This is a genomic window from Lacihabitans sp. LS3-19 (assembly GCF_024343575.1).
In the GTDB taxonomy this organism is placed as follows: Bacteria; Bacteroidota; Bacteroidia; order Cytophagales; family Spirosomataceae; genus Leadbetterella.
This window is the reverse complement of record NZ_RJUA01000004.1, coordinates 1-26,475: the sequence shown is the minus strand read 5'-3', so window position 1 is coordinate 26,475 and position 26,475 is coordinate 1. Positions and strand designations below refer to the sequence as shown.

General features: G+C 34.4%; 27 protein-coding genes. 10 read left to right on the top strand and 17 right to left on the bottom strand.

The window, feature by feature from the left end:
* Positions 1 to 22 precede the first annotated feature (22 nt).
* Both EGI22_RS05505 and EGI22_RS05500 read left to right on the top strand, forming a co-directional pair.
* Positions 23 to 538, top strand: coding sequence for a gamma carbonic anhydrase family protein (locus EGI22_RS05505; RefSeq protein WP_255066950.1), 516 nt, complete (start codon positions 23 to 25; stop codon positions 536 to 538).
* 132 nt (positions 539 to 670) lie between these two features.
* Complete coding sequence (locus tag EGI22_RS05500) at positions 671 to 1,285, top strand: hypothetical protein (protein ID WP_255066949.1); 615 nt, start codon at positions 671 to 673, stop codon at positions 1,283 to 1,285.
* 36 nt (positions 1,286 to 1,321) lie between these two features.
* Here the strand turns inward: EGI22_RS05500 and EGI22_RS05495 are convergent, their stop codons facing one another.
* The 5 genes from EGI22_RS05495 to glgP all read right to left on the bottom strand — a co-directional run bounded on the left by EGI22_RS05495 (position 1,322) and on the right by glgP (position 5,443).
* A complete protein-coding gene (locus EGI22_RS05495) occupies positions 1,322 to 2,023 on the bottom strand; it encodes a carboxypeptidase-like regulatory domain-containing protein (protein ID WP_255066948.1) in 702 nt (233 codons plus the stop codon).
* The gene (locus EGI22_RS05490) at positions 2,020 to 2,862 is read right to left on the bottom strand and encodes a phosphatidate cytidylyltransferase (RefSeq protein ID WP_255066947.1); all 843 of its coding nucleotides are present in this window, start codon (positions 2,860 to 2,862) and stop codon (positions 2,020 to 2,022) included. Before EGI22_RS05490 ends, EGI22_RS05495 begins: the two co-directional genes overlap by 4 nt.
* Positions 2,855 to 3,064, bottom strand: a complete 210-nt coding sequence (locus tag EGI22_RS05485; protein WP_255066946.1) for a DUF2007 domain-containing protein — start codon at positions 3,062 to 3,064, stop codon at positions 2,855 to 2,857. The genes EGI22_RS05490 and EGI22_RS05485 overlap by 8 nt, the downstream gene beginning before the upstream one ends.
* The gene (gldD, locus tag EGI22_RS05480) at positions 3,065 to 3,646 is read right to left on the bottom strand and encodes a gliding motility lipoprotein GldD (RefSeq protein ID WP_255066944.1); all 582 of its coding nucleotides are present in this window, start codon (positions 3,644 to 3,646) and stop codon (positions 3,065 to 3,067) included. It abuts the gene before it with no gap.
* A gap of 153 nt (positions 3,647 to 3,799) precedes the next feature.
* Positions 3,800 to 5,443 (bottom strand): alpha-glucan family phosphorylase, encoded by a 1,644-nt coding sequence (gene glgP / locus EGI22_RS05475; protein ID WP_255066943.1) that lies wholly within the window; start codon positions 5,441 to 5,443, stop codon positions 3,800 to 3,802.
* Between the two features lie 147 nt (positions 5,444 to 5,590).
* Here glgP and EGI22_RS05470 point away from each other — a divergent pair, with 147 nt between their 5' ends.
* On the top strand, positions 5,591 to 7,456 hold the full coding sequence (locus tag EGI22_RS05470; protein WP_255066942.1) for an ABC-F family ATP-binding cassette domain-containing protein: 1,866 nt from the start codon (positions 5,591 to 5,593) through the stop codon (positions 7,454 to 7,456).
* Between the two features lie 63 nt (positions 7,457 to 7,519).
* Here the strand turns inward: EGI22_RS05470 and EGI22_RS05465 are convergent, their stop codons facing one another.
* Genes EGI22_RS05465 through EGI22_RS05455 form a run of 3 tightly spaced genes read right to left on the bottom strand, consistent with a single transcriptional unit; the run spans position 7,520 to position 11,038 of the window.
* Positions 7,520 to 8,563 carry a DUF4249 domain-containing protein gene (locus EGI22_RS05465; RefSeq protein ID WP_255066941.1) on the bottom strand — a complete coding sequence of 348 codons (1,044 nt, stop codon included), beginning with the start codon at positions 8,561 to 8,563 and terminating at the stop codon, positions 7,520 to 7,522.
* 46 nt (positions 8,564 to 8,609) lie between these two features.
* Complete coding sequence (aroC, locus tag EGI22_RS05460; RefSeq protein ID WP_255066940.1) at positions 8,610 to 9,689, bottom strand: chorismate synthase; 1,080 nt, start codon at positions 9,687 to 9,689, stop codon at positions 8,610 to 8,612.
* Entirely contained in the window at positions 9,686 to 11,038 is a 1,353-nt protein-coding gene (locus EGI22_RS05455) for a BatD family protein (protein WP_255066938.1), read from the bottom strand. Before EGI22_RS05455 ends, aroC begins: the two co-directional genes overlap by 4 nt.
* Positions 11,039 to 11,102: 64 nt before the next feature.
* On the opposite strand from EGI22_RS05455, the gene EGI22_RS05450 reads away from it, so the two are divergent.
* Positions 11,103 to 12,098: a YCF48-related protein gene (locus tag EGI22_RS05450; RefSeq protein ID WP_255066936.1), complete on the top strand. Its 996-nt coding sequence runs from the start codon at positions 11,103 to 11,105 to the stop codon at positions 12,096 to 12,098.
* A gap of 47 nt (positions 12,099 to 12,145) precedes the next feature.
* Here EGI22_RS05450 and pgk read toward each other — a convergent pair whose 3' ends face one another.
* Positions 12,146 to 13,333, bottom strand: a complete 1,188-nt coding sequence (pgk, locus tag EGI22_RS05445) for a phosphoglycerate kinase (RefSeq protein WP_255066933.1) — start codon at positions 13,331 to 13,333, stop codon at positions 12,146 to 12,148.
* A gap of 290 nt (positions 13,334 to 13,623) precedes the next feature.
* On the opposite strand from pgk, the gene rpsF reads away from it, so the two are divergent.
* From rpsF to rplI, 3 genes are read left to right on the top strand one after another with little or no spacing between them, the layout of a single operon-like run.
* Positions 13,624 to 13,989, top strand: coding sequence for a 30S ribosomal protein S6 (gene rpsF, locus EGI22_RS05440; RefSeq protein WP_255066932.1), 366 nt, complete (start codon positions 13,624 to 13,626; stop codon positions 13,987 to 13,989).
* Positions 13,990 to 14,011: 22 nt separating this feature from the next.
* Positions 14,012 to 14,266: a 30S ribosomal protein S18 gene (rpsR, locus tag EGI22_RS05435; protein WP_255066931.1), complete on the top strand. Its 255-nt coding sequence runs from the start codon at positions 14,012 to 14,014 to the stop codon at positions 14,264 to 14,266.
* 54 nt (positions 14,267 to 14,320) lie between these two features.
* Positions 14,321 to 14,773, top strand: a complete 453-nt coding sequence (gene rplI / locus EGI22_RS05430) for a 50S ribosomal protein L9 (RefSeq protein ID WP_255066930.1) — start codon at positions 14,321 to 14,323, stop codon at positions 14,771 to 14,773.
* Between the two features lie 69 nt (positions 14,774 to 14,842).
* Here the strand turns inward: rplI and EGI22_RS05425 are convergent, their stop codons facing one another.
* The 4 genes from EGI22_RS05425 to EGI22_RS05410 all read right to left on the bottom strand — a co-directional run bounded on the left by EGI22_RS05425 (position 14,843) and on the right by EGI22_RS05410 (position 18,074).
* Complete coding sequence (locus EGI22_RS05425) at positions 14,843 to 15,163, bottom strand: c-type cytochrome (RefSeq protein WP_255066928.1); 321 nt, start codon at positions 15,161 to 15,163, stop codon at positions 14,843 to 14,845.
* Positions 15,164 to 15,276: 113 nt separating this feature from the next.
* Positions 15,277 to 16,917 (bottom strand): VRR-NUC domain-containing protein, encoded by a 1,641-nt coding sequence (locus tag EGI22_RS05420; RefSeq protein ID WP_255066927.1) that lies wholly within the window; start codon positions 16,915 to 16,917, stop codon positions 15,277 to 15,279.
* Position 16,918: 1 nt separating this feature from the next.
* Entirely contained in the window at positions 16,919 to 17,683 is a 765-nt protein-coding gene (locus tag EGI22_RS05415; RefSeq protein WP_255066926.1) for an MBL fold metallo-hydrolase, read from the bottom strand.
* Between the two features lie 10 nt (positions 17,684 to 17,693).
* On the bottom strand, positions 17,694 to 18,074 hold the full coding sequence (locus tag EGI22_RS05410) for a response regulator (protein ID WP_255066923.1): 381 nt from the start codon (positions 18,072 to 18,074) through the stop codon (positions 17,694 to 17,696).
* Positions 18,075 to 18,189: 115 nt separating this feature from the next.
* Between EGI22_RS05410 and EGI22_RS05405 the strand changes: the two genes are divergently transcribed.
* Positions 18,190 to 18,999, top strand: coding sequence for a UDP-2,3-diacylglucosamine diphosphatase (locus EGI22_RS05405; protein WP_255066921.1), 810 nt, complete (start codon positions 18,190 to 18,192; stop codon positions 18,997 to 18,999).
* A 1-nt stretch (position 19,000) separates the two neighbouring features.
* On the opposite strand, the gene EGI22_RS05400 is transcribed toward EGI22_RS05405, so the two are convergent.
* Together EGI22_RS05400 and EGI22_RS05395 are read right to left on the bottom strand one after the other, a co-directional pair.
* The gene (locus EGI22_RS05400) at positions 19,001 to 19,645 is read right to left on the bottom strand and encodes a DedA family protein (protein WP_255066919.1); all 645 of its coding nucleotides are present in this window, start codon (positions 19,643 to 19,645) and stop codon (positions 19,001 to 19,003) included.
* Between the two features lie 82 nt (positions 19,646 to 19,727).
* Positions 19,728 to 20,240, bottom strand: a complete 513-nt coding sequence (locus EGI22_RS05395) for a phosphoribosyltransferase family protein (RefSeq protein WP_255066918.1) — start codon at positions 20,238 to 20,240, stop codon at positions 19,728 to 19,730.
* 99 nt (positions 20,241 to 20,339) lie between these two features.
* Between EGI22_RS05395 and EGI22_RS05390 the strand changes: the two genes are divergently transcribed.
* Together EGI22_RS05390 and EGI22_RS05385 are read left to right on the top strand one after the other, a co-directional pair.
* Complete coding sequence (locus EGI22_RS05390) at positions 20,340 to 20,762, top strand: DUF4783 domain-containing protein (protein ID WP_255066917.1); 423 nt, start codon at positions 20,340 to 20,342, stop codon at positions 20,760 to 20,762.
* Positions 20,763 to 20,882: 120 nt separating this feature from the next.
* Entirely contained in the window at positions 20,883 to 21,377 is a 495-nt protein-coding gene (locus tag EGI22_RS05385; protein WP_255066916.1) for a YcxB family protein, read from the top strand.
* A 71-nt stretch (positions 21,378 to 21,448) separates the two neighbouring features.
* On the opposite strand, the gene EGI22_RS05380 is transcribed toward EGI22_RS05385, so the two are convergent.
* Entirely contained in the window at positions 21,449 to 21,637 is a 189-nt protein-coding gene (locus EGI22_RS05380) for a hypothetical protein (protein WP_255066914.1), read from the bottom strand.
* 548 nt (positions 21,638 to 22,185) lie between these two features.
* On the bottom strand, positions 22,186 to 26,475 hold a 4,290-nt coding region (locus EGI22_RS05375; RefSeq protein ID WP_255066913.1), incomplete at its 5' end, for an Ig-like domain-containing protein.

Below are 26,475 nucleotides of genomic sequence, written 5' to 3'. Positions count from 1 at the left end.
CCTCTTTTTTTATATAAAATATATGGCACTAATACTTCCTGTTTTAGATAAAACACCACAATATGGCGAAAACTGTTGGTTTGCTCCAAATGCAACCCTTGTTGGCGACATAGTAATGGGAAAAGATTGTACAGTTTGGTTCAATGCTGTTGTTCGTGGTGATGTAAATTCTATCATCATGGGCGATAGGGTAAATATCCAAGATGGTGCAGTCGTGCATTGTACTTATAAAAAAACACAAACCATTATCGGAAACAATGTGAGTATTGCACATAATGCTATAGTGCATGGCTGTGTTATAGAAGATGAGGTCTTGATAGGAATGGGAGCAATTGTAATGGATGGTGCAGTAATTGGGAAGAATGCCATAATTGGAGCAGGTGCAATTGTAACTCAAAACACAAAAGTACCTCCAGGGACCGTATGGGCTGGAAATCCAGCTAAAAAAATAAAAGATGTAAGCCCTGAACTTGGGGAAGTATTTCTTCGAACAGCCAACAATTATGTGATGTATTCAGAATGGTTTAAAGAGAAATAATTCCATAAACTCATTCATAAAACTTATATAAGATATATTTTTATTATTTGGCTTGAATCTTGTATTTGTAAGAAATTGAAGTCTTTTTATTAGAAAATACTTTTCAAAAAATTCATAAAATAAAACCGCAAAATGTCACAAGAAAACCACTTAGAAAGCTTTGCTTTTCCCATTTCATTCAAATTTAACATAGGTACTTTTCACAATGATTTCACTGCAACAGATGTTTCTGGGAATGTGATTGCCTATGTAAAACAGAAGTTGTTTAAATTAAAGGAAGAAATTAATGTATTTACGGATGAGTCCATGGAAACATTGAAATATCAAATAAAGGCCGACAAATGGTTGGACTTTAATACAACTTATAAATTCCTTTATCCTGATGGCTCAAGTCTCGGCAGAGTATGTAGAAAAGGCTGGAGGAGTATTTGGAAAGCATCGTATGAACTATATGATGAAAACGACCAACAAGATCTCCATATTCAAGAGAAAAATCCATGGACAAAAGTTTTTGACTCGCTTTTGGGAGAAATTCCCGTTTTAGGTATATTAACTGGATATATGTTCAATCCCAGTTATGAAATCACAAGACCTGACGGCACTTTGGTTTGTACTTTCAAAAAAGACTCTTCTTTCTTTGGAAGGAAATTCACACTTTCACAAGACAGTGATTTTGAACCTGGAGAAGAAGAACGCGTAAAACTAGGCGTAATGATGATGGCTTTATTGGAAAGAAGAAGAGGCTAAAAAAATACAGAACCTATGAAAATAGGTTCTTTTTTTTTAATTACTTCCTTTAAAAATATTATCTCTGCTACCTCTTTCTGCAGGAATATAGGTGCCTTTTTTCCAAGCTTTGTCTGTCAAACTACCACTTTTCACAGATTGGATAAAATTCCGCCAAGCAAATGGGTTAGTCAGAGGATTCACAGTGACTTGTTTCTGACCCTGCAAATGCATCATTTGCTGATCCATTGCATATCTATAGTTTCCACCTGAACCCATGGCTTGATTGGCCGCCATTCGTTTTATATTTTCATTGCTATAATTCTTTTCTAAAAGTTCTCTTTCTCTTTGGTTTGGAAGTTCCATTTCTAAAAATGCTGTCTTAAATTCCTCTTCAGTTCTAAAGGGATATACTTTAACTTCTCTAAGCATTTTTGCATCAATACTTAGCTCAACCACAGCAGAATAATCTAAGCCAATGTTTTTGGGAATAATATGAAATTGTTTTCGAAATCCTAAAAACGAAAACAAAATTGAATCTCCTGGGAACACATCTATTATAAAATATCCTTTGACATTGGTAAATACTCCCCTACCTGCTCTATCATTGATAACATAAGCCCCAGGCAAGGGCTCGTCATTACTCCCATCAATCACAAAACCTGAGAATGTAACAAACTTCTTTTCACCTTGAGCTGAAGCTGAAAGATTACTCAATAAAACAGTAAAAAGTATAAAAATGCTTAATAAATATTTCAATTTAATAGAGCGTAAAATTTAATAAATGTAACAATAAATGGCATTGAAAGCAAAAGCCCATCAAACCTATCTAAAAAACCACCATGGCCCGGTATCAAACTTCCAGAATCTTTGATTTCAATACTTCTCTTAAAAAGCGATTCAACCAAATCTCCCAATGTCCCTGTAACCACTATAATAGCGGCAATACTCAACCATTCTATTAAGGACATCAGACCTGTAGCTTTCCAAAAACAGAACGCTACTATCAAGGCTATTATTGCTCCTCCAAAAAAGCCTTCCCATGTCTTTTTGGGTGAAATTCTTTCAAAAAGTTTTCTACGTCCAAAAAAACTACCAGCAAAATATGCACCTGAATCACTTCCCCAAAGTATCACCAAAATACCAATTGGCAATATAGGCTGAAAAATACCTTTCAAAAACGTAACCTCATAAAGCAAAGAAAAGGGAATTGCGACGTAAATAATTCCCAAAAAAGTATATCCCAAATTCTCAAATGGACGCTTATCCTTTTTTCTATATAATTTTATAAAAAATGTTAAAGTCAGCAAAGGCACCATTATATAGTAGTTTTCAAAATCTATCTGATAGGATTCTATAAAATAAGTCAAAGAAACTAACATTGCTCCGCAAAAGGTTCCGTAGATTTTCAATGGAAAACTGCCAGACATACCTAACAACTTATAAAACTCGTATTGGGTTAGAATTGTTAATGTTAAAAACAAAAGCCAAAATGTAATTGGGCTGTAGTAAATACAAAATATTAATAAAGGTGCCCCAATTAAGGCAGTAACTACTCTTTGAACAAGATTTGATTTGTTCTGTAAATTTTTAATCATTAAATCTAAATTCTTTTATTATTGATTCGGCTTGCTCCTTTTGAGATTCCCGAACTTTGATTTCTACAATTCCGAGCATAGGATATACATGATCCACTTTATCAAATATTACCGCAGGTACATTGTTGTTTTCTAACTCATTCTTGAGTAATTCTGCTCTTGAGCGTACTTTCTCTTTAAATACCGTAATCCATTGTCCCATTTAGTTTTTCCATTTTAAAGTTTCCAAAATATGCCTGCTGTCTATTTTTAGAAAATCAACAATCGGTCTAAGTGAATCGCCAAAAGTAGCGGAATTAAGATAAACTGCTCCTCTTAAAAAGTGCTTGGATGTATCTGTAGCATAAAACTGATAATGGCTTGGTACTTCACCCTCTAATTCAATCACCACAACACTTTTACCATTTTCAAGCTTTATAACTTGTTCTTTTTGCGAAGTTGCTCTTACTTGATGTTTTGAGGCCAACTTATAAGCATCAGCTACATGTTTATCCAATTTTTGCAAATCACCATACAAAGGTTTGTATGTAAACTGAACCTTAGCATTTAGTTTAGGATATTCCACCAAAATCCAGTTGGGTTCTGCATCTTTTGACTTATCAGGGGTAATGACTGCACTTTCAGAATATTCAAAAGTATAAGGATACGAACCTTCTAACGTTTGGTATCTATGTTCTGGCAAATCTATTCTCTCATAACCTTTTGGCTTAGGATAATAAACAGCCGTCGAACCTCCGCAAGAGTATGTTATGACGCCAATAAAAAGCAAAAAAAAGACTTTCATTCTTAAAATTCTGTAAATGACAAAGATAGCTTTTTTGTTTGTAAGTATATAAGTCAATTTTGATTTTGGACTACAAAAAAGCAAAAAAAACGAGGATTCTTTTCGTCTTTTTTGCTCTTTTTACGCTTACAAAACGTTTGAAACAATAATTCCTTATTTTGGATTGTACATAATTTTGTAATATTCGTCAGCCATACGGTCAGAATCAAAAAATGGGCTTACATCATTCATACTATTTAACACCATTTCGTTCCATTTTTTAGGCTTATCATAATATTTAGGAATTATTTCATTCTCTATCAAATCCAAAATATTATTCATGTCTAATACATCGCGTTCGTAATCATTATTGGCCTTAGCTACAGGGGCTATAAACGAATTTTCATTGTTAGAAAACTCACAAACCCAACCATCATAAGTGGTCAAATTAATAGACCCATTCATAGCGGCTGTCATTCCCGAGGTACCAGATGCTTCTCTCGTAACTACAGGATTGTTAAGCCAAACATCTGAGCCATCTTTCATCAATTTCGACAAGGCCAATTCATAACCAGTCAAAACAGCCATATTTTTATGCAAATGACTTAAATAATATAATCGATTGAAGGTATCGATGGCACCAAAATCATAAGGATAAGGCTTCCCTGCCCAAATAATCTGCACTTTCCCAGTTTTCATGAGTTTTTCAAACCGCTCAATATCTCTGGTTATGAGATCTGGTCTTTTATAAGCTGCAAACCGCCTCGCCCAAACAATCGTTAATTTTTCAGGATCAAAAATCTTCCCAACTTGGTCTGCTACCACTTTAAAAAGCTCTTTTTTAAGTTCTTTCTTTCTTCCTGCTATTTCTTGAGCCTTTCCTTTTTTTCTGAAAGATTCTAAAATATCATCTGTCCAATATTTGCTATTTTGAGCATTGGTGATATGGCCGATTTTACAAATCCCGGTTTCCTTTCCCCACATTTGCCTCGAAACCTCACCATGCAGTTTAGAGACACCATTGGCTCTTTTTGCAAATCTCAAAGCAGCGAGCGTATGGTTAAAAACATTGTTCCTTACAGCAGAAAGCTCTGCTACCATATTCAGATTCAAACCACAGAAAAAGCCAAGATTGTTCAGGAAACCGAAATCGTGTTTTTCATTTCCAGCTTCTTCGGGCGTATGCGTAGTAAAAACCACCTTGTTTTTTATTTGGTCAAGGGTTTGGTTTTGGCTTATAAAATAAAAAACTGCCGAAACTGCATGGGCTTCATTGAAGTGATATATCTCAGGCAACAAACTAGATTTGTCTAGAAAAGTAGCACCTCCAATACCCAAAAGCATACATTGAGCGGCTTTTATTTCAGGATCTTTGTCGTACAAATGGTATGAGATAGACCTCGCCCATTCGTCGTTTCCGTCTGTATCTGTGGTCATAAAAAACATTGGAGCCGAGCCAAAAACATTCGATGGAAGATAATAAGTAGCCACCCAAACTGGTCTATTTTTTATATTTATCTGAAATCGAATCTCAGTATCTATTAGAAAACTATACATTTGTTCTCTAAAAAACACCCGAAGGCTATTGTCGGTATTTCTCTGTTGTTCGTAATATCCAAACTTCCAAAGTATACCCACACCAATTAGATTTTGATTGAGTTCATGGGCACTTCTCATGTGTGATCCAGCCAAAAAGCCAAGTCCACCTGAATATGTTTTTAATGCTTGGTCAATAGCAAATTCCATAGAGAAATAAGCCACAGATTTACTGTATTCCTTCTGAAATTTTGAAGGAAAAATTTCTTTTTTATTTATCATCGGTTTTAAAAGTATATTTTCCGCAATTTAACAAAATAAGCCTAAGTTTTTACATCAAAAATCCTATTTCGGTGCTTAAAATCATATTAAATTCATGAAGTGGCAAGCAAACAGAAATGTTAAGGAACATATTCATTAACTTGCAGCATGAATTATTTATCTGCGGAAAATTTGGGCCGAAATCTCGGCGAAAGGTGGTTATTTAAAAACTTATCATTTGGTGTATTACAAGGCGAAAAAGTGGCTCTAATTGGCACCAATGGCTGTGGGAAATCATCCCTAATGGATGTAATAGCTGGCTTAATACCAGCCGATGAAGGCGTGATGAGTATCCGAAAAGAAATAAAAGTTGGATACCTAAACCAAAGTCCTCATTTCCTTAAAACAAATACTGTTTTAGAAACCATTTTTGCTTCTAAAAACCCAATAGCCGAAGCTATCAAAAATTACGAAAATGCTATTTTGCATGACGACTTGGATGGCATTTCGAAATATACTGAGATCATCACAGAGCTTGAAGGCTGGGATTTTGAATCAAAAGTAAAGCAGATTTTAGGTAAACTTGATGTCCACGATTTTGATAAACTGATGGGTGAGCTATCGGGTGGACAGCAAAAAAGAGTTACACTTGCCAAGGTTTTGATAGAAGAGCCTGACTTCTTGATTTTAGATGAGCCAACCAACCATTTGGACCTAGATACCATAGAATGGTTAGAAAATCATCTTTCCTCAAGCAATACTACCTTATTTTTGGTTACGCACGATAGGTATTTCTTGGACAAAGTTTGCAATAGAATCATGGAATTGGTCGATTCTAAAATGCATAGATATGTTGGCAATTACGCCTATTTCTTAGAGAAAAAAGCTGAAAGAGCAGAAATAGAAGCCGTAACATTGGAAAAAGATAAAAGCCTGCTTAAGAAAGAGTTGGAATGGATGAGACGCCAACCAAAAGCCCGAACACATAAGGCTACTTACAGAGAAAATGCATTCTATGACCTTAAAGAAAGAACTTCTGGGAAACGAAACGAAGACAAACTCGAACTTAGTGTAAAATCTGAGCGAATTGGCAATAAAATAATTGAAATACAGCACGTTAGCAAGTCTTTTAAAGACAAAGTTATCGTTAAAGAATTCAGCTATACATTCAAAAAAGGTGATAGAATAGGTATAGTTGGAAAAAATGGAATGGGAAAATCGACGCTTTTGGGTATGATTAACTCTGAAATAAAACCTGATATAGGAAAAGTAGTAAAAGGTGAAACCATAAAAATAGGCTATTATAAACAAGATGGTTTGGTATTTGACCCTGAGCAAAAAGTTATAGAAAACGTGCGAGAAGTGGCCGAATTTATAAAAATGGGTGATGGAAGAGAAATAAGTGCTTCGGCATTTTTAACACTTTTCTTATTTCCTCCGGCCACGCAATATGCTCAAATATCGAAACTTTCGGGCGGCGAAAAACGCAGATTGCAACTTTTGAAGGTATTGATAGAAAATCCGAATTTCTTGATTCTCGATGAGCCTACAAACGACTTAGACATTGCTACGCTGAATGTATTAGAAGAGTTTTTGATGAGTTATGGTGGATGCTTGTTGGTAGTTTCGCACGATAGATATTTTTTGGACAGAATAGTTGATCACACTTTTGCTTTTGAAGGCGATGGAGTAATAAAAGACTTTCCAGGAAACTACACGGACTACAGAATATGGCAAGAAGAAAATGCCAAAGAGCAGAAAAAGGCAAAATCTCAGCCAATAGCAATAGAAGCAAGCCCAGAAAAAGAAGCAGCTCCGAAAAAGAAGTTCTCTTTCAAAGAAAAAATGGAATTCGAGAGTCTTGAAAAAGAAATAGAAATACTAGAAAAAACCAAAATTGACCTAACAGAAAAACTCTCGTCTGGCTCGTTGCCATTTGATGAAATAGCCGAAATATCTAAAAAACTCGAAGAGACAGTAGAAAATCTGGAGGAAAAAGAATTGAGGTGGTTGGAATTGAGTGAGATGGTGTGAGGTAGAAAAGCACTAAAATGAAAGCAATTTAGAGTATTTGACAAATAGTGTAGATTTCAAATACTACCCCAACCAATTCTTAGGTTTATCTTTAGTCTTGTTTTTACTAGGTATACATGGAGCGGTGACGCTTCCTCCTGAACTTATTGATTTTCTTCCTAAAAGTCCAATTGGTGAGGCTTTGCCTTTTGCATTTTCTCTATCTAACCAATAATATTTTGTACTCACGCCTTTTGCCATCAACATTCCAACGACGATTTCAGAGGGATTATCAATATTTTTTATATTTCCTTCCACTATCTGAGGCGGAGTATCAGCAAGTGAGCCAGTGTTTTGAGATAAATCCTTTATTTGTTTGTAAAAACTATAAGCTTCAGAAGAAATAGTTTCTTGCTTAATTTCTAATAAAGCCCCTTCGTATTGGTAATATGGAATTTTTCCAATCAATTTTCCTTCAACTGATTTCCCATTGTAAAACTCATCACTTTGAATATTAATTTCCTCATTGTAAAGCATTTCATAGCATTCCTCTCTGCAGTATAAATCATAATAATCTGTGCTCAAACAAACAAATTGTTGTTCCCAAAGTTTCCAAGACCATTGGTAAAAATTTGATGATAGATCAACATCTTTGAAATTGATGTAGACATTTTTAGAAGGAACGGTTCTTCCAAAGGCAATTGTTCCATTGACTTTAAATTCATCAAAAACGGCATCAATTTCGGGAGATTTACTTAGTTTTTCAACATTAGATTGATACCGATCTCCGTCTTTTTTCTGGAAAAGCAATTGATAAGAGTCGCCAATTTTAGCTCTAAAATCTACGGGAAAGCTATAATTCCCATATTCCTCTTCTTTTAAATCTATTTTTTGACTTCCATTAATGATAATCTCAACTTGTAAACCTGAAATAGGTTCTTTGTAAAGACTTTCATGAAGATAATAAGAATTAGAAATGTTTAACTTTTGCTGAATATCTTCGTCCGTAATTTCCGCTTCGACAGATATCACCTCCAAAGGAACATCCACCGCAATAGAAAATGGCTCTACACAAGCTATCAAGAAAATAAATGTAGCGACAAGAAATATTTTAGAATGAATATTCATCAGTAATATTTTAAAAATATAACCACAAAATTTTCATTCAAGGATTTTACAACTTATTCAATCTAGCCCTCAGCATAAAATCAACTAAAACCAATGCGGACATGGCATCTACGATAGGCACTGCCCGAGGCAAAACGCATGGATCGTGACGACCTTTGCCTGACACAGTCACGTTTTCACCAGCTTCGTTTATGCTGTCTTGGTCTATCATTATAGTAGCCACTGGCTTAAAAGCCACATTGAAATAAATATCTTCGCCATTGGATATACCACCTTGGATTCCACCTGAATGATTGGTTTTGGTTTTTACCTTACCAGTTTCGTCTTTGTAGAATTCGTCATTATGTTGTGAACCCAAAAGTTCCACACCATCAAAACCGCTTCCATATTCAAATCCTTTTACGGCATTAATACTTAGCATTGCTTTTCCAAGTTCCGCATGCAATTTATCAAAAACAGGTTCGCCCCAACCAGCAGGCACATTTTTAATCACTCCAGTAATAACGCCTCCTATAGAATCCCCAGCTTTACGGACTTGGTCTATATAGGTGAACATTTTTTCCGCCATTTCAGCATCCGGGCAACGAACTGCATTGGACTCTATTAGGCTCAAATCTAGTTCTTTATAAGATTTTCCGAGCTTCATGCCTCCTACTTGTGCTACATAAGAATATATCTCAATGCCATAGTGATTTAATACTAACTTTGCCAAAGCACCTGCTGCTACACGGGCAGCGGTTTCTCTTGCCGAACTTCTCCCGCCACCTCTATAATCTCTTACGCCGTATTTGGTCGAATAAGTAAAATCCGCGTGGGATGGCCTAAATCTATCCGCAATATGGCCGTAATCTTTGCTTCGTTGGTCTTCATTGAATATCACTATCGCAATCGGAGTACCCGTAGTTTTTCCTTCAAAAACCCCAGAAAGCACTTCAAAACTATCCGCTTCTTTTCTTTGTGTGGTTATTTTTGATTGGCCAGGCTTTCTTCTATCCAACTCATTCTGAATAAAATCATGATCAAAATCCACACCTGATGGACAGCCATCTATCACTACACCTATGCCTCTTCCGTGTGATTCACCAAAAGTTGAAATTTTAAAAACCTTTCCGTAAGTACTGCTCATTGACCGTTGTTTTTGCTTTTCAAAATAAATAAATATACCAAAATCATTATCCCAACTACAAAATTGGCGAAAACTTTGGCCATATTTCTAAAATTATAGGATTTTTGATCTGTTTTAAGATTTTCAATATCAGAATAAATGTCTCTTTTTGTTTCTTTATTGTTAGAAATATCTTCTCCAGAAACCAATATTTCCCTTTGAGATTTCAAAGTATCGTAATTTTGTTTTTCAATATTGAAATAAACAAAAGAAAAATAATTTGAAAAAGAGAAGTTCCCAGCTTCTTTAGGTACAATTTTATATTTTACAGTTTTTTGTCCCGACAAACTCCCTAGGTTTTGTTTGGTATTTGTGCTAGACTCAAAAAAATCAAACTGCTTTGTACTCTCGCTTTTATTAATATTTACGGCACTAAAATTACCGTCACCTTCTACTGTTAGTGTATATTCAAAACTGTTGCCAGTCGTTTGTTTATTACCATTTTTTATATCTTCTCTAAACTTAAAAACACCAACAGGGACTTTATCTTTTAAAGGATGGTCAGGAAGTTTTTTAACTTTAATTGTTTGATTTTTAGACTTTAAACTAACTCCTTCAAACTCATCTCCCTTTAACTTTTCCATATTGATAGAAAGGGATGGAATTACAAAATTCTTATCATTTAATGGATAATAAACGGCTTCAAACAAATTATAAACCGTGTAGCCTTCATCATTTACCAATATTTTTTTGCCTGACAAATTTGAAATAGTATGTCTACTTTCTAAACAATCCTTTGGCTTAATTTTTTTCGCAAAATCCTCCACCTGCGTTCCTATATTATTAGGAAATTGCCATTGAATGTTTGTTTTGTCAGAAACGTAAAAATTTATATTAATTTTTACTCCCTCTCCCTCAAAAATTTCTTTTTTAGAGCTTTCTACCACAAAATCAACCTCTTCTACATCTATTACCTTTTCAACACCTCCTGTATTCTTTTTTAAAACATTTATGACTTTGCTGTCAATGTTTACGATTTTCTGATTAACCAAAATCTCCAAATCCGGTATGGTTATTTTGCCGGAAGTTTCAGCAATATAATTTTGTGACACCTGATGTTGATCTTGTTTTTTCTTATTCAAAACCACCTTAGCGTGCTTTACTGATTTATTCCCCTTCTTAAAACCCTTAATATCAGGAAATTCCCCAACCTCATATTGATTCCCTAAAATATAAATATGAATGCTAATTTGACCATCCACAATTACTTCAAGAGGATTTATTTCAACTCGTACAGTTTGATTTTGAGCAAAACCGCCGATTGAAATAAAAATTAGAAACCAAAAAAGATTTTTGGGAATTTTAAACATTCTGCAAAATTAACAAAAGCTATCTGTTTTTTCTCTAAATTGTGTATTTGATACAAAACAATATATGCGAACATTATTTATTCTTTGTTTTTTAATCAGTTTCCAAGCAAAATGCCAATGGGAAAAAGTACAGATTGAAACCAAAGCCTCATTTAGGGCAATGCAAATGCTAGACGAAAGCACCGTTTGGGTTTCAGGAAGCAAAGGTTCGATTTTAAAAAGTGTTGACGGCGGGAAAACCTGGTTAAATACATGTCCAGAAGAATTCAAAAGTTTGGATTTTAGAGGTATTTCCGTTTTAAATAAAAATGAGATTCTGGCGATGAGTGCGGGCGATGGCTCAGAAGGCAAAGCTTTGGTAATAAAAACCTTAGATGGAGGAAAAACTTGGGCGGAAGTATTAAGAAAAATAGAAAAAGGCGTATTTTTTGATACCATTAAATTTAAAAATGACAAAATTGGTTTTATTCTAGGGGATGCTATTGACCATCAGCCCTATGTTTTAAAAACCTTAGATGGTGGCAAAAACTGGTTTCGAATCGAAAACTTGCCAGATATATTGGTAGGTGAAGCGTCTTTTGCAGCTAGCAATTCTTGCATAAGTATTTTCAAAAACAATGTTTGGTTTAATACCCAAAATCGAATTTTTCATTCCAAAAACCTTGGAAAATCATGGGAAGTAATGGAAACACCGTTTGAAACGGCTCAAACAAGGGGTATTTTCGGCAATTTTTATCTAAATAAAAAAGAAGGATATATTGTCGGAGGCGATTACCAAAACGATAAAACAGCGACCTTACAAATTTCCAAAACGGTAAACCAAGGTCAATTTTTCGACAATCTACCAGAAAATAACTTAAAAGGGCTTACTGAATGTTTGGCAAAAATTGAATCAAATAAATACATAACTGTTGGAACACATGGAACTTCTATTTCTATAAATAACAATAACCAGTGGAAAAAAATAGACAGGGAGTCTTTTCATGTGGTTGGATGTAAAAACAAAAAATGTGTAGCAGCAGGTGGAAATGGGCAGATTGGTTTAATGAGCTTCAAATAAAAAAAGGAACCGAAGTTCCTTTTTTCTATATTACTTAATTGTGTATATCAATCTAAAGCAGCAACACCAGGTAAAACTTTACCTTCCATGTATTCTAACAATGCTCCTCCGCCTGTAGAAACATAAGAAACTCTGTCTCCCATACCTGCATTATTAATAGCCGAAGCAGAATCTCCGCCACCAATTAAAGAAAATGCATTATTTTCTTCCGTAGCCGCTACAACCGCCTCCGCAATGGCGTTAGTACCAGTTGCAAAGTTCGGGAATTCAAAAACACCCATTGGACCATTCCAAAGAATAGTTTTTGATTTTTTGATGACTTCTTTAAACAACTCTATTGACTTAGGACCGATGTCGAGACCTTCCCATCCATCAGGAATAAATCCAGTGTCAACTATTTGTCTATTTGCATCATTGCTAAAATCATCTGCACAAACATTATCCAAAGGCATTATAATATTTACACCTTTTTCTTTGGCTTTTTTTAATATTTCCAATGCCAATTCTTGTTTGTCGGCTTCCAAAAGCGACTTTCCGATATTGCCACCCAAGGCTTTTGTAAAAGTATAGGTCATTCCACCGCCAATAATCAAATTATCAACAGTATCTAAGAGTCTTTCAATTATTAAAATTTTATCAGAAATCTTTGCTCCACCCATTATGGCTGTAAATGGCTTCTCAGCACTTTCCAATATATATTGAGCGTTGTCAATTTCAGCTTGCATTACTTTTCCACAGATTTTATCTGTAAAAAACTGACCTATAATAGCAGTAGAAGCATGTGCACGGTGAGCAGTTCCGAAGGCATCATTTACCCAAACATCTCCAAGTTTAGAAAGTTTTTCGGCAAAAGCCACATCGCCTTTCTCTTCTTCTTTATAAAACCTTAAATTTTCAAGTAAAAGAACTTCACCTGGTTTTAAATCTCCAGCCATGTCTACTGCTTGTTGTCCAATACAATCATCAGCAAATTTAACAGGAACACCTAAAATCAAAGATAAAGGAGCTACCAAGTGTTTTAGAGAAAACTTGTCCTCTGGACCATTTTTTGGTCTACCAAGGTGAGACATCAAAATACACGATCCACCATCGCTCAATATTTTTTTAATGGTAGGGATAGTTGCCTGAATTCTGGTATCGTCGGTTATTTCAAGTCTCTCATTTAAAGGAACGTTGAAATCTACTCTAATCAGGGCTTTTTTGTTCGAAAAATCAAAAGAATCTACTGTTTTCATTGATTTATGTTAGATTAACAATCAGGATAAATACAATACAAAGGTAAAATTTCTATTTGGCTGAGATATTTTAAGTGCCGAGAAATTGTAAAATAGAGACAATAAAGTACCTAAAATACAAAAAAATAAAAGATAATTTATATAAAGGGTTTTTATAGACCAAAAATGGATCAAAACTTCCTAAAAAATGGAATAATTATTAGACAATAATTTGACTTTCAACAATAAAGGAGTAATTTTGCAGTCCGATTTTCGGAATAAAATATTTATCAATTATATTTTTTAGTAAAATGTTTCAAAACCAATACGAAACAGTGTTCATTTTAACTCCCGTTTTATCTGAAGCCCAGATAAAGGACACTGTAGAAAAATTCAAATCAGTTTTAACTGAGAATGGTGCTGAGATTCTCAACGAAGAAGTTTGGGGTCTAAAGAAATTGGCTTATCCAATTCAGCATAAAACCACGGGCTACTATCAGTTGTTTGAATTTAAAAGTGCACCTACTTTGGTAGCTACTTTAGAAACCGAGTACAAACGTGACGAGCGTATAATGCGTTTTTTAACCACTAAACTCGACAAACATGCAGCTGCATATTCAGTTCGTCGTAAAAGTGGTGCTTCAAAATCAAAAGAGGCAGCTCCAGTAACAGAGTAAGAAATTTAAAAACATTAACATTATGTCATTAGTTAACGAAAAGGTAGAAAGAAAAGAGCTTAACCGCAAGAAGTATTGTAGATTCAAAAAATTGGGTATCAAGTATGTAGATTACAAAGATCCTAATTTCCTTTTGAAGTTTTTGAATGAGCAAGGAAAGATTCTTCCTAGAAGATTGACAGGCAACAGCCTTAAGTTTCAAAGAAGAGTAGCTACTGCTATCAAACGTGCACGTCATTTGGCTTTATTGCCTTACGTAGCCGATGGTCTTAAATAAGACCTTAAATAAAGTAAGATTGTAAACATCTTAATGAATTAATTTAATTTTAAAATGGAAATAATATTAAAAACGGATATTGCCGGATTGGGATATAAAAATGATACCCTTGACGTGAAGCCAGGATATGGCCGCAATTATTTGATACCTCAAGGATATGCTGTTTTGGCTACTGCTCAAAACAAAAAAATATTAGCTGAGAATTTGAAACAAGCTGCTCACAAAGCAGAGAAACTTAAATCTGATGCTGAAGCTATAGCTCAACAAATCGGTGATTCAATATTTACTATCGCTATGAAAACTGGCGAAAGTGGTAGAATATTCGGTAGAGTTACAAGTATTCAAATTTCTGACGCTTTGGCTCTTAAGGGAATCAATATTGACAGAAAGAAAATCACTATCGACGACATCAAGTTTGTAGGTGACTACAAAGCGATTGTTGACTTGCACAAAGAAGTTAAACACGAAGTTTCAGTAAGTGTGGTAGCTGAAACAGTTGAAGTTTAATAACTTCAACAAGGATTTATAAAAAAAGGATTGCTTTCGCAATCCTTTTTTTATATCAATACTTTTGTGTTATTTCAAAGTTACAATCCACTTTGCTATCTCCATTGCCTCTTCTTTTGGTACTTGAGACATTGGTGCCATTGGAGGATACCCAGCCCAGTTTGATGGTTTCGGCTTATAAATCAACTCTACAATTTGCTCAGGCTTATATTTTTTCTTTTTCATTACTTCTTTATAAGCCGGCCCTACCAATTTATTGTCTGGATTATGACAAGCCAAACATGTGTTTTTAGTCAATAATTTCTGAATATTTGGTGGTATCTTAGTCTGGGCTTGAGCAGAGGCCAAAGCTGCAAGAAGGATGGCAATTGACAAAACTACTTTTTTCATTTCTTTTTATTAAAAATCAAATTTAAAACATCTAATAAACTGTTGTAAAGGTAAGTTATTTTTTATTTCGATGTGAATATTTTGATGTTAATGTGGTGTTAAAACTAAAAATATTAATCAAATTTTATTCTTAAAACCTTGGCATTAACGCCCAATTCTTTAAAATACCTAAGCCAAAACAATTGTTGATTACTTAAGGTATCGTTTGGTGATTTAATCTCAATAAATTCATAGTGGCTTTCAGACCAAACCAACAAATCAGGCAAACCCCTCGAGTTTTCTACCAAGTTTTCCGCAATTTTCAGCATCACTAACTTCAGTTTTTCTATTTCTATTTTTAATACCATTACTCTTACCATTGCCCAAACCTCCTCTAGCCAAACTACAAAAGGATTGGCGATGCCTTCATTTTTTTGAAAGTTAAGCCAAAGGTGTTCAAGAAAATCATCCGAATTTTCAAAAGAATCTAACAAACCATGGATTTGAGTTTTTCGTTTTTCATAAAACTCCGGCAAGTGTAAATCTGATGGTCGACGCTGAAACGGATGATGAAAAGACACCAAACTTGGGTCAAAAATAATTTCCCAGAACAAAAGACCAAACAATGTCCGCCAAGTATGATTTTCTGAAAATCCAGCCGAAAAACCTAAACTTTCATAATAGTCTATTCCTCCTAACTCAACTTGATTTCTAAACATCCTATCTATAGAAATCTCATCAGCGGTATTTAGCCATTCTGTCGTTTGTTTTTTGTTTTTCTTTCCATCAATTGTTTTCAGGAAATACTCTCCAAAATATTGTTCATCTACATTAAGAGGAAATTCAATCATTTCAATACAAGTAGCTTTGGCTTCGTCTACAAAACCTAATTTTACCAAACACCTTGCCCTACGCTCACGTGAAGGGACTATTTCAGTGTTTTCATAAATCTCCACAGCAGCCTGAAAGTTTTTTCTTTGCTCAAAATACTTACCAAGTTTTAACTGTAGTTTTTGAAATGACGGAAGAGCGACAGAACTCAAATCTGTAAAATCTAACCTTAGATTATTAAACCAATCCAACATTTCGGCATCTTTTGCAAGGTTTTTTAAGCTTTCAAATATCATAAACTGATCCGATACCTTCCATTTGTCTTCAGCATCCTTTCGAGTTTCAAACCTAGCTACCAGATCATCGTCGGAATGCTGATAATATTGAATCAAACCCATATCACGCAAAACAAACTCCGTCATATCCATGGAGCGATTGCCAAAAAACATAAATCTTAAAAATGAAACTTCTTGCTCGAAATTCATTTTAATAATCTCTAATTTTTGTTTTATCAACTTTATAATTTGCTCAGCTTCTACCTCATTTTTTATATATTCAACTATTATCTCCCGCTTTTCATTTTTTAAAGATTTTAAATCAAAAACCGAGAGCAATTCGGCTTTCGTTAAAACATTTAATATTTCAGATAACCAAAGTTTATGTTCTTCAAAATTTAAAGACGAAATAAAACCTTGCTTTTCAAGCAATTTTAATTGTTTTGGAATTTCCTGAAGTTCTTCATATTTAAGAGTAGAAGTTTTGAAAAACAATCCTTTTCGATTGGTAAATCGAATAAAAAGACATTGTGCATCTTCAGATAAACCATAGTATTTTCTCAAAAACCTCCACTCCTGCTCTATTAAAAGCGTTTTGTATTTGTCTTTGACAAAAGTAAGAAGGTATTCAAAATTGGTATGGTAATATTTAGGAGGTAACTCTACCATCCTAAATTTCGAACGAAAGTCCGTCGTATGCAAGTCCAATTTGGGTTGGAAGCTCCGACTCCACGTCTCTGTGAAGACCTAATTTGTGGCTAATATGGGTAAAATAAGTCTTTTCAGCATTAATTTTTCCTGAAAGGGCTATGGCTTCCTTAAGGTTAAAATGTGAGATATGAGGTTCTCTTTGTAAGGCATTTAGAACCAAAACCTTAGAACCATAAATTTTCTCCAATTCCTTCTCTTCAATAAAATTGGCATCTGTAATATAGGTAAAATCGCCAATTCTGAATCCGATAACGGGCAATTTATGATGCATAACTTGAATAGGAATAAACTCCAAACCTGCTATTTCAAAAGGTTCTGTATCAATTTCATTACAAGTAATGATGGGCACCCCTGGATATGGATTTTCGGAAAATGCATAAAAATATTCCATTTTCAGCTGAGCTAATACTCTAGGATGAGCATAAATAGGACAATTTTTTATTCCAGAAAGATAATTGAAAGGGCGGATATCGTCTAAACCAGCAGTATGGTCTTTGTGTTCGTGTGTAAAAACTACGGCTTCGAGACTTTGAAGGTTTTCTCTAAGAGCTTGTTGTCGGAAATCGGGACCTGTATCGACAATTATATTTTTTCCGTTGTGTTGAATCAAAATAGATACCCTCAAGCGTTTGTCTCGGTAATCGAGGGATCTACATACTTCGCATTTACATGTAAGCACAGGCACGCCAGTGGATGTGCCTGTACCTAAAAATGTAACTTTCATTGCTTTTTATTTACTTCTCAGTGAGGCTTTTTACGACTATCACCAATTTGTCAAAATTTAATGGTTTCATCAGCACATCATTAAATCCCGCCTCTTTAAATTCTTCCTCAGTGTAATTACGAGCGTTACCTGTAATTGCCACAACTGGCACTTTGGATTTCGCAGCATCATCCATTCCTCTAATAGCCTTTACGCATTCCATACCATCCATTACTGGCATATTGATATCTAGCAAAACTATATCGAAACTTTCTTTTTGCAACAATTGCACCACTTGCTCACCGTTCTTTACGGCGGTTATTTCAAAATTCTGAAATTCAAGAATTTTTTTTACTAAATTTTGGATAACTGAGCTATCTTCCGCTATTAGAACTCTATTTGGAGAAGGCATAATTTGAATTCGTTATATTTGTTAAAGTGTAAATATAATTTAAAACGACAATGTTTTAAAATAAACCTTACGCAATTGAAAAAAAAACATTAAAAAATGAATAAAAAGCATTTTTATGTTTTTCAATATTAATTTTGAAGAAAAAAAATTCTTGAGAGAAATTAAACTTTTACCTGGAAAGAAAATATATTTTGCCTCTGATTTTCACTTGGGTGCTCCTACCCATGAAAAAAGTCTTGCTCGCGAAAAGCTGATCGTAAAATGGCTAGATTCGATAAAATCTGACGCACAGATTGTTTTTCTAGTAGGTGATTTGTTCGACTTTTGGTTTGAACATCGTCAAACCGTACCCAAGGGTTACATCAGATTCTTTGGAAAACTTGCCGAACTGGTTGATTCAGGTATAGAGTTAATTGTATTTACTGGCAACCATGATATGTGGATGCGAGATTATTTTGAAAAAGAACTCAATACGCCTACTTTCAGAAATTCACAAGAATATTTAATAAACGGAAAACGCCTACTGGTTGGCCATGGCGATGGACTTGGCCCTGGTGACTATGGCTATAAATATTTAAAAAGAGTTTTTGAAAATAAAATTTTCAGATGGCTATTTGCGAATCTCCTTCATCCTGATTTAAGTCTAAAGCTTGGTTACCTATGGGCGGGACATTCTTGGAAAAAACACGATAAAGAGCAAGATGTATATTTCTTTGAATCACAGGAAAAAGAAATACTTTTTAAATACTGCCAAGAAGAAGAAAAAAAAGAACATCGTGATTTTTACATTTTTGGCCACAGACATTACAAGCTAGACCTTGATATAAATAAAAATAGCCGTTATGTTAATTTAGGCGATTGGATTATGTTTAATTCATTCGCGAGTTTTGATGGAGAGGAATTAAGATTAATGGAATACAAATAAATCAATCCTCTTCAGTAGTTTCCATTTCCTTTTTGGCTGAAAAATAGCCTTTTATAACAGTAAAAGTAGTAATAGCCAAGAAAAAGAAAATAATATAGTGCACGTAATCGACTAACCAAGGGTACGAAATACCCAAATAATATCCACTACCAACCAATGTAAAAACCCATACAAAACCACCTAATAAATTGTAGATTGTAAATGTTATTACATTCATTTTAACTAATCCTGCCAAAATAGGAGCGAAAGTACGGACAATTGGCAAAAAACGAGCAATTATGAGCGTTCTGCTACCATATTTCTCAAAATAACGACGAGTTTTTGTGATATACTTTTGCTTGAAAAATAGGGAATCTTTCCTGTTTTCTATTTTATCTCCAAAGAATCTACCTGAAATATATCCCGTGAACGTACCTAAAAATGCTGCGAGTAAAATACCTGAAAATAAAGCTATAAATGAAACTTCTAAAAGACCTGTGGCGGCAAAAACCCCTGACAAAAACAATAGATAATCGCCCGGTAAGAAAAAACCAAAAAACAAACCGTTTTCGACGTAAACTATCAGAATTATAGCAAGAAGTCCTCCAGTTTGGATGATTTCTTCTGAATTCATTATATAATTAAAAAACGATACGATTTGATCCACTAAATATTTAGGATTTTTTGTAAATATAATTAGGCTTGGCTGAAACCTATAATAAAATTGACTTTTATTCTGATTTTTAGAATCAATACAAATATACGCCCAAAGATTCTTCATTACTTAATATAACCTTTACATGCTCTGATAAAGTAGTAGAAAGGCTATAACCAACATAATCCGCAGCAATCGGATATTGGGGATGGTTTCGGTCTACCAAAACTGCCACACGGAGTTTTTTGAGAGGAATAGACAAAAAAGGTCTAAGGCAAAAAGCCAAGGTTTTACCTGTGTTTAAAACATCGTCAAATATTATTACCGCCTTGTTTCTAAAAGTATCAACATCGCTTTCGATTGTTATTTCAGGTTGAAAATCAGCGGATTTGTCAATGATAATCTTGGCTATACTTACATTCAACGGACTTATCTCTTGCAAATTTGCCCTAACCATTTCAGCAAAAACAAACCCCTCTCCTGCTATACCTGCGAGTATTATTTCAGACTCATCAAAATTATTTTCATAAATCTGATAGGCTATTCTTTTAATTTTTTGAAGCGTTTTGCTTTGGTTTAAGATTTTTGAATTGACGTCTTGGCTCATCTGAAATAATGTTAATCTATAATGTTGACATTGGCATAGTTTCTGTAATTGTTACCATGTCAGGAAACAAATATAAAGTAAAACATGCACATTAGGATTATGAAGAATTTTTTAGGATTAATTTTTATTACATTATTATCGAGTTATACAATCAAAACAGATGGCCGGGAAGCTTTAGGATTAAATGAGGTTTCGAAAGTAATAAGTGAATCATTTAGATTTGGCAACTCAGAGATGCTTAGTTCGTGTTTGAACAATGAAATAGAACTCATTATAGATGGAGACAGAATAGAATATCAAAACTTACCAGCTAATACGGCAAAGAATATTTTAAACTCTTTTTTTAAGAAAAACCCTCCACTTTCGTTCTCTTATGTATACCAAGGAGCCAACAGCACTGCATTAAAGTATTGTATTGGAAACTATAGAAGCAAAAACAATGATTATTTGGTCTATTTGTTAATTAAAAAAGACAAAAATGATCGTTTTCTAATAAATACACTACAACTTAAAAAGGATTAATTTTTGAAAACTGGAATCAATTTCCATTAAACAAAAGAAATATTACCAAATATATTTATAAGGTTCGGATGGCATCCGAGCCTTTTTTTTTATTTTTGCAAAAATTAAAAACTGTATTAGATGATAGTAAAAACCAAGAAATTCGCTTTAAACAAAAAACTATACATAAAGAAAGCCTTTGCAAACCAAATGAAAACTAGCTGGAAGTGGCTTTTGATACCATTAGCGGTTGCTATTTTGGGTGTTGCATTGCACTTTACAGGTGTTTATAAAAACTGGTGGATTATGATAACTGCCATAATTGGAGGAGGTTTGTTTGTTTTGTTTTGGTATGTTCAATATTATGCAGCCACTCAAATGGACCAAAACAAACAGATGTTTGAGAAATTTGCCTATGAGATTGACAGTAGGCAAATAATGGTAAAAATGAATCAGAAAGAGGGCGGAATAGTTAAATGGGATTCGATTTTATCTGCCGAAAAAGATGATTCTGGCTATTATTTACACATAGGAAGAGGCCAGTTTTTGCATTTTGGCTTCAATGTATTCAATACCGAACACGACCAAAAACTGTTTGAATCTATAATTAAACGTAAAAACCTTTTGCCTGCTTGATAAACTATTTTTTATAATTGTATTGAAAGAAATGAATGAGCATAAAAAAAGCATTAGAAATAATGCTTTTTTTATTTTAGGTCAATTAGATAATCTATCATGGCCATATCTATTGCATAATCTGCATTTACACCTTCGGTAAGATAATACAAACATGACTTAATAAATGACAATTCTTCGTCATTATTAAACACATCTTTACTCATTGATAGAACTTTGGTTATTTCTTCGGCTGGGATAAATACCTTTTGATGCTGCATTTAAACTGTTATTTTTTTTCTATTACGCCGCAAAATAAATGCCAATTGCCAGCTAAAGTAGAAAACAATTATTTTTGAAAACTTTTACTTTTTAAATTTTATTTACAAATACTCTAAATATCTAATAATCAAACAATTAAAGATAAATGAGTTAAAATCAAATGACTGACAATATTTAGCAAAAAAAATAGTCATCAGATTTGGCATGGATAAAACAATCCAAAATTCACAATTTTTTTCCAAAATAAAATCTAAATCTTCTATTTTGATTGTGTCAAACTAAAAAAAACGCAATAATTTTATCGAGTGACTTAGTATTTTCTTCATAATTTACTGCAATTTCAATTCTCTTGTATTGTTTTAGACTTATTCTGTTTGAGAAGCTAGAAAGAATTTTATGATACTTTTTATTGAAAATTTCAAAGATAGAAAACCTGATAATTTAAATTCTCCATTGTGAAAATTTGCCAAATACCCATTCCTTTTTTTAACAAAAAAAGGAGTTCAATTTAAAATTGAACTCCCAATCTTTTTCAAAAAATTAGATTTTAGTTTTTCTTTATTGAAATCGGAATACAAATATTAACTGGACAAGGGCATATCTCTTGAACATTTATAGGGCAACAGTATGAATTAGGGCATGTGCCTCCATCAACTATAACCGTATATGCACCTCCTACACTTGCGGTATATTTATCACTAATTGCTCCTGAAATCAAAGCTCCATTATTGTACCATTGGTAGCTTGTATATCCAAGTGGAGCCGAAAGTTCCACAGTTTCTGATTTTGCAGGACAGATAGCTATAGGAATACTTACACATGCTCTTGCTATATCATCTTCAGTTGTAACTTTGTCTCCAGGATTTGAATCTACATCATTCAGTGACATTGCTTCTACCCATGATTCCACACAGGTCAATCCGCCAGCATTGGTCAATATTTTGTATTGGAAGGTTATGGTAGCAGTATCGCCTTTATTTATGCTAATACCGGACCAAAGATTAGTTCCTGCGTTATAAGACCCTTCACTAGCAACTTGAGAGATAAGTTGGAAATTTGTGCCAATACTATCCTTAACAGTTAAAACTAAAGGCAATGAAAGAGTATCTTCTCTAAAAACTTTTACTACATAAGTTACAGTATCTCCAACTAAATGATCGCAAGCTCCTAAGAGATCTCCCGTTAATTTAACGTCTGCGTCTCCCAAAGAAGGTAAAGCCAGTCTTGTCGCATTGCTTCCGCCAGGCATACCTGGATCTCCATTGTCAGAAGTATCTTTAACAGCTATACCATTGGAAGACATACCGTTAACTAAAGCTGAGTTAATTACTTCTTTAGCCATAATATCAGTCAATGTCAAATAATACATTTGAATTGCGACTCCAGTACCACCAGGAGCCAAAGATGAAGGCGTAACGGAAATAGGGTTTGGCGAAATCATAGCATCATTGATGGTAATTCCAGTTACAGGAACATTTCCTGTATTAATAACTGTGAAGCTAAATTCTATAGAATCACCAACCGCACCAGGACCCATTAAAGTACCAATTTTTATTAGTTCCAATGAAGGATTAAATTGGTATTGAATAGTAACCAAAGCAGTATCGCTTAATCCTGTAAGTGTTTCTACTAAACCATAAACCAATGGGGTTGGGTTAGCATAAAAACCTATTTGCGGAGTAAAAGTCAGATTGCCGTTTGTATTATTGTAAGCATAAACCCCTTCTCCTGGAATCAATAAACTGGTTTGGATTCCTGCCACCGTTGGCTCTAAGTCAACTGAAACTTTAGATAAAAGAGCAGGACTACCATCAGACAATTTATCATTTATCAACAGATTAATTACTGAAGGCATCTGAGGGTCGTTGGTCAAATCTGAATCACTATTCGCTATCGGTGGAATTTCGGTGTACTGAACATTAATAATCGCAGTATCTATCATCCCTGTACTTATTTCTGTAAGAACATAAGAAATACTTGTAGGATCTGTAGTAAAGCCAATTTCAGGATTGAAGGTAATATTACCAGAAGTAGCATTATAGGTCCAAAGCCCTTGACCTGTTACTGTTAACATTGTTTGAATTCCTGCCATTGTCAGATCTAAATCAACCGTAACTTCAGAAGGAATCGCTGCATTTCCGTCTGACAATGTGTCATTTAATACAATATTAAATACAGCATTTACACCTGGAACGTTTCCTGTATTTGAATCATTTATGGCATCAATTGGTTGCAAATAATTAATATTTATGTTAGCAGTGTCTTTGAGCCCTGTTGTAATTTCTACCAAAACATAAGATATCTGAGTTGGATTACCTGTAAATCCTACTTGTGGAGTAAATGTAAGCTCTCCAGTTGAAGGATTATAAACAAATTGACCTTCACCCGAAACTAATAAAGTGTCATTCAAAGTAGGTGTTGATGGATCCAAATCTACATTTGCATTTGACGTATTCGCAACCAAACCGGTACTTAATGTATCATTTGTCAAAATGTTCAACACCGCAGCTAAAGTTGGCATATTACCCAGACTTGAATCATCAAGAGCCGCTGGCGGTTGCCCTGGAGCATATTGTACACTAACGGATGCTGATTTAGAATATCCATTTGCAATTTCGGTAAGGGTATAAACTATAGGCGTTGGACTACCAGAGAAACCATTTACAGGATCAAAAGTAAGTAAACCAGTAGCAGGATTATAAATCCAAATTCCTTCTCCTGGAACTGCTAAAGATGTATCGTTGCCAGCAAGACCTGGATTTAAATCCACTAATACTTGAGATGGCGTAGCAGGGCTTCCATTAGCTAAAGTATCATTTGAAATAATATTTATTACAGCATTTACACCTGGGGTATTGTCAAGACTTTCGTCATTGACAGGTTCTATTGGATATAGATAGGTAATTGTGATACTTGCTGTATCTCTAAAACCAGTTGAAATTTCTTCCAAAACATAATTGATCACAGAAGGTGAATCAACAAAACCAGGCTCTGGAATGAAAGAAACCTCACCAAAAGGATTGTAAACAAACATACCTTCACCAGCAACAATTAGTGTATCGTCCAAAGCTGGAGTTGCAGGATTTAAGTCAATGTATATTAATGATGGTATAGCTGGACTGCCATTATTCAAAGTATCATTGGCAAGAATATTAACAATAGCATCAATTCCACTTAAATTATTTAGACTTTCATCATTAACGGCAATAGGGTTAAGAGGTAAGTATTCTACAAAAACCGTCGCAGTATCCGTTAAACCAGTTGCATCTTCTGTAAGTAAATATTCAATTGGTGATGGGTTTCCAGTGAATGTAGGTTCTGGTGTAAACGTTAATTCACCATTTGAAGGATTATAAATCCAAGACCCTTCACCTGTAACAACTAGCGTATCTTCAGTCTCTGGCGTTAAAGGATTTAAATCTACAGTAACTTCAAGTGGATCAGCTACTAAACCACTTGAAAGTGTATCATTAGAAACAATATTAATTACTGCCGACACACCAGAAGGTACACTTGATATAGTATCGTTAATTGCTTTAATTGGCAATAAATAAGTCATTGTAATTGTCGCCTGGTCACTGAATCCAGTTAAGGTTTCAATTAATTTATAAACAATTGGAGTAGGATTATCTGTGAAACCACTTTCAGGTGTAAAACTTACTAAACCAGAAGCTGGATTGTAAACATACATACCTTCTCCAGCAACAATAAGCGTATCATCAATTGCTGGTGTTGAAGGAATTAAATCAACTGAAGCAGTTGAAGGAGTTGCTGTTAAACCAGTACTGAGTGTATCATTAGCCAATGCATTGACAATACCAACCATACCTGGCAAATTGTTCATATCTGCATCATTGATAGCAATAGGATTACCAGAATATGATATACTAATATTGGCAGTATCTTTCAATCCAGTAATATTCTCAATTAAAACATATTGGATTGTTGTTGGATTACCTGTAAATCCTACTTCAGGAGTAAAGGTTATTTCGCCGGTTGTTGGATTATAAACATACATTCCTTCACCAAACACAATCAAGGTATCATCAACCAAAGGTGTTAGTGGGGTCAAATCAACTGAAACTGTACTTATAGTAGCTGAACTACCATCAGAAAGATTGTCGTTAGATAAAATATCAATCACTCCGTCTGTACCCACTGGTATAGCATCAACTGAATCATCTGAGGCCAAAGGTTCAACCTCAACATATTCTACTATTACATTTACAGTATCTTGTAATCCAGTAGAAATCTCAGTTAATATATAAGTAATTGGAGAAGGGTCAGTTGTAAACCCAACTTCAGGATTGAATGTCAATTCGCCTGTTGCTGGATTATATGTCCAAACTCCTTCACCAGAAACTATCAAAGTATCATTATTACCAGGAATTGAAGGGTTTATATCCACGATAACATCGGCAGGAGTAGAAGGATTACCATTTACCAAAGTATCATTTGCAATAATATTTATCACCGCGTTACTACCAGGCACTTGAGCGTTTAAAGTATCTGAAATTGCCACTGGAGGATTGTTTCCTACTGGAATACTTACCGTTGCTGGCGTTGTATCGTCTGCTCCATTATTGTCTGTCGCTGTAAATGTAAAGCTATCGGTGCCTACAAATGTTCCACTTGGGTCATACGTCAAAGCTGCCGCTTCTACTGGTGTCAATATTTGTCCTACCGTTACTGGTGTTCCGGCCAAAGCCAATATACCGTTTGTTGGAAGACTTGATATTGTATAGCTTACTATTGTTCCGTCTGTATCCGTAGCTGCCAATGCATTGATTGGACTTGCTCCTGCTGTTGAAGCTATCGCTGCATTTGTGTCGTCTGT

Excerpts from the sequence above, each read along its gene's own strand:
- EGI22_RS05505 (WP_255066950.1), top strand. The coding sequence starts at position 23 with ATGGCACTAATACTTCCTGTTTTAGATAAAACACCACAATATGGCGAA.
- EGI22_RS05500 (WP_255066949.1), top strand. The coding sequence starts at position 671 with ATGTCACAAGAAAACCACTTAGAAAGCTTTGCTTTTCCCATTTCATTC.
- EGI22_RS05490 (WP_255066947.1), bottom strand. The coding sequence starts at position 2,862 with ATGATTAAAAATTTACAGAACAAATCAAATCTTGTTCAAAGAGTAGTT.
- EGI22_RS05485 (WP_255066946.1), bottom strand. The coding sequence starts at position 3,064 with ATGGGACAATGGATTACGGTATTTAAAGAGAAAGTACGCTCAAGAGCA.
- gldD (WP_255066944.1), bottom strand. The coding sequence starts at position 3,646 with ATGAAAGTCTTTTTTTTGCTTTTTATTGGCGTCATAACATACTCTTGC.
- glgP (WP_255066943.1), bottom strand. The coding sequence starts at position 5,443 with ATGATAAATAAAAAAGAAATTTTTCCTTCAAAATTTCAGAAGGAATAC.
- EGI22_RS05470 (WP_255066942.1), top strand. The coding sequence starts at position 5,591 with ATGAATTATTTATCTGCGGAAAATTTGGGCCGAAATCTCGGCGAAAGG.
- EGI22_RS05465 (WP_255066941.1), bottom strand. The coding sequence starts at position 8,563 with ATGAATATTCATTCTAAAATATTTCTTGTCGCTACATTTATTTTCTTG.
- aroC (WP_255066940.1), bottom strand. The coding sequence starts at position 9,689 with ATGAGCAGTACTTACGGAAAGGTTTTTAAAATTTCAACTTTTGGTGAA.
- EGI22_RS05455 (WP_255066938.1), bottom strand. The coding sequence starts at position 11,038 with ATGTTTAAAATTCCCAAAAATCTTTTTTGGTTTCTAATTTTTATTTCA.
- EGI22_RS05450 (WP_255066936.1), top strand. The coding sequence starts at position 11,103 with ATGCGAACATTATTTATTCTTTGTTTTTTAATCAGTTTCCAAGCAAAA.
- pgk (WP_255066933.1), bottom strand. The coding sequence starts at position 13,333 with ATGAAAACAGTAGATTCTTTTGATTTTTCGAACAAAAAAGCCCTGATT.
- rpsF (WP_255066932.1), top strand. The coding sequence starts at position 13,624 with ATGTTTCAAAACCAATACGAAACAGTGTTCATTTTAACTCCCGTTTTA.
- rpsR (WP_255066931.1), top strand. The coding sequence starts at position 14,012 with ATGTCATTAGTTAACGAAAAGGTAGAAAGAAAAGAGCTTAACCGCAAG.
- rplI (WP_255066930.1), top strand. The coding sequence starts at position 14,321 with ATGGAAATAATATTAAAAACGGATATTGCCGGATTGGGATATAAAAAT.
- EGI22_RS05425 (WP_255066928.1), bottom strand. The coding sequence starts at position 15,163 with ATGAAAAAAGTAGTTTTGTCAATTGCCATCCTTCTTGCAGCTTTGGCC.
- EGI22_RS05420 (WP_255066927.1), bottom strand. The coding sequence starts at position 16,917 with ATGGTAGAGTTACCTCCTAAATATTACCATACCAATTTTGAATACCTT.
- EGI22_RS05415 (WP_255066926.1), bottom strand. The coding sequence starts at position 17,683 with ATGAAAGTTACATTTTTAGGTACAGGCACATCCACTGGCGTGCCTGTG.
- EGI22_RS05410 (WP_255066923.1), bottom strand. The coding sequence starts at position 18,074 with ATGCCTTCTCCAAATAGAGTTCTAATAGCGGAAGATAGCTCAGTTATC.
- EGI22_RS05405 (WP_255066921.1), top strand. The coding sequence starts at position 18,190 with ATGTTTTTCAATATTAATTTTGAAGAAAAAAAATTCTTGAGAGAAATT.
- EGI22_RS05395 (WP_255066918.1), bottom strand. The coding sequence starts at position 20,240 with ATGAGCCAAGACGTCAATTCAAAAATCTTAAACCAAAGCAAAACGCTT.
- EGI22_RS05390 (WP_255066917.1), top strand. The coding sequence starts at position 20,340 with ATGAAGAATTTTTTAGGATTAATTTTTATTACATTATTATCGAGTTAT.
- EGI22_RS05385 (WP_255066916.1), top strand. The coding sequence starts at position 20,883 with ATGATAGTAAAAACCAAGAAATTCGCTTTAAACAAAAAACTATACATA.
- EGI22_RS05380 (WP_255066914.1), bottom strand. The coding sequence starts at position 21,637 with ATGCAGCATCAAAAGGTATTTATCCCAGCCGAAGAAATAACCAAAGTT.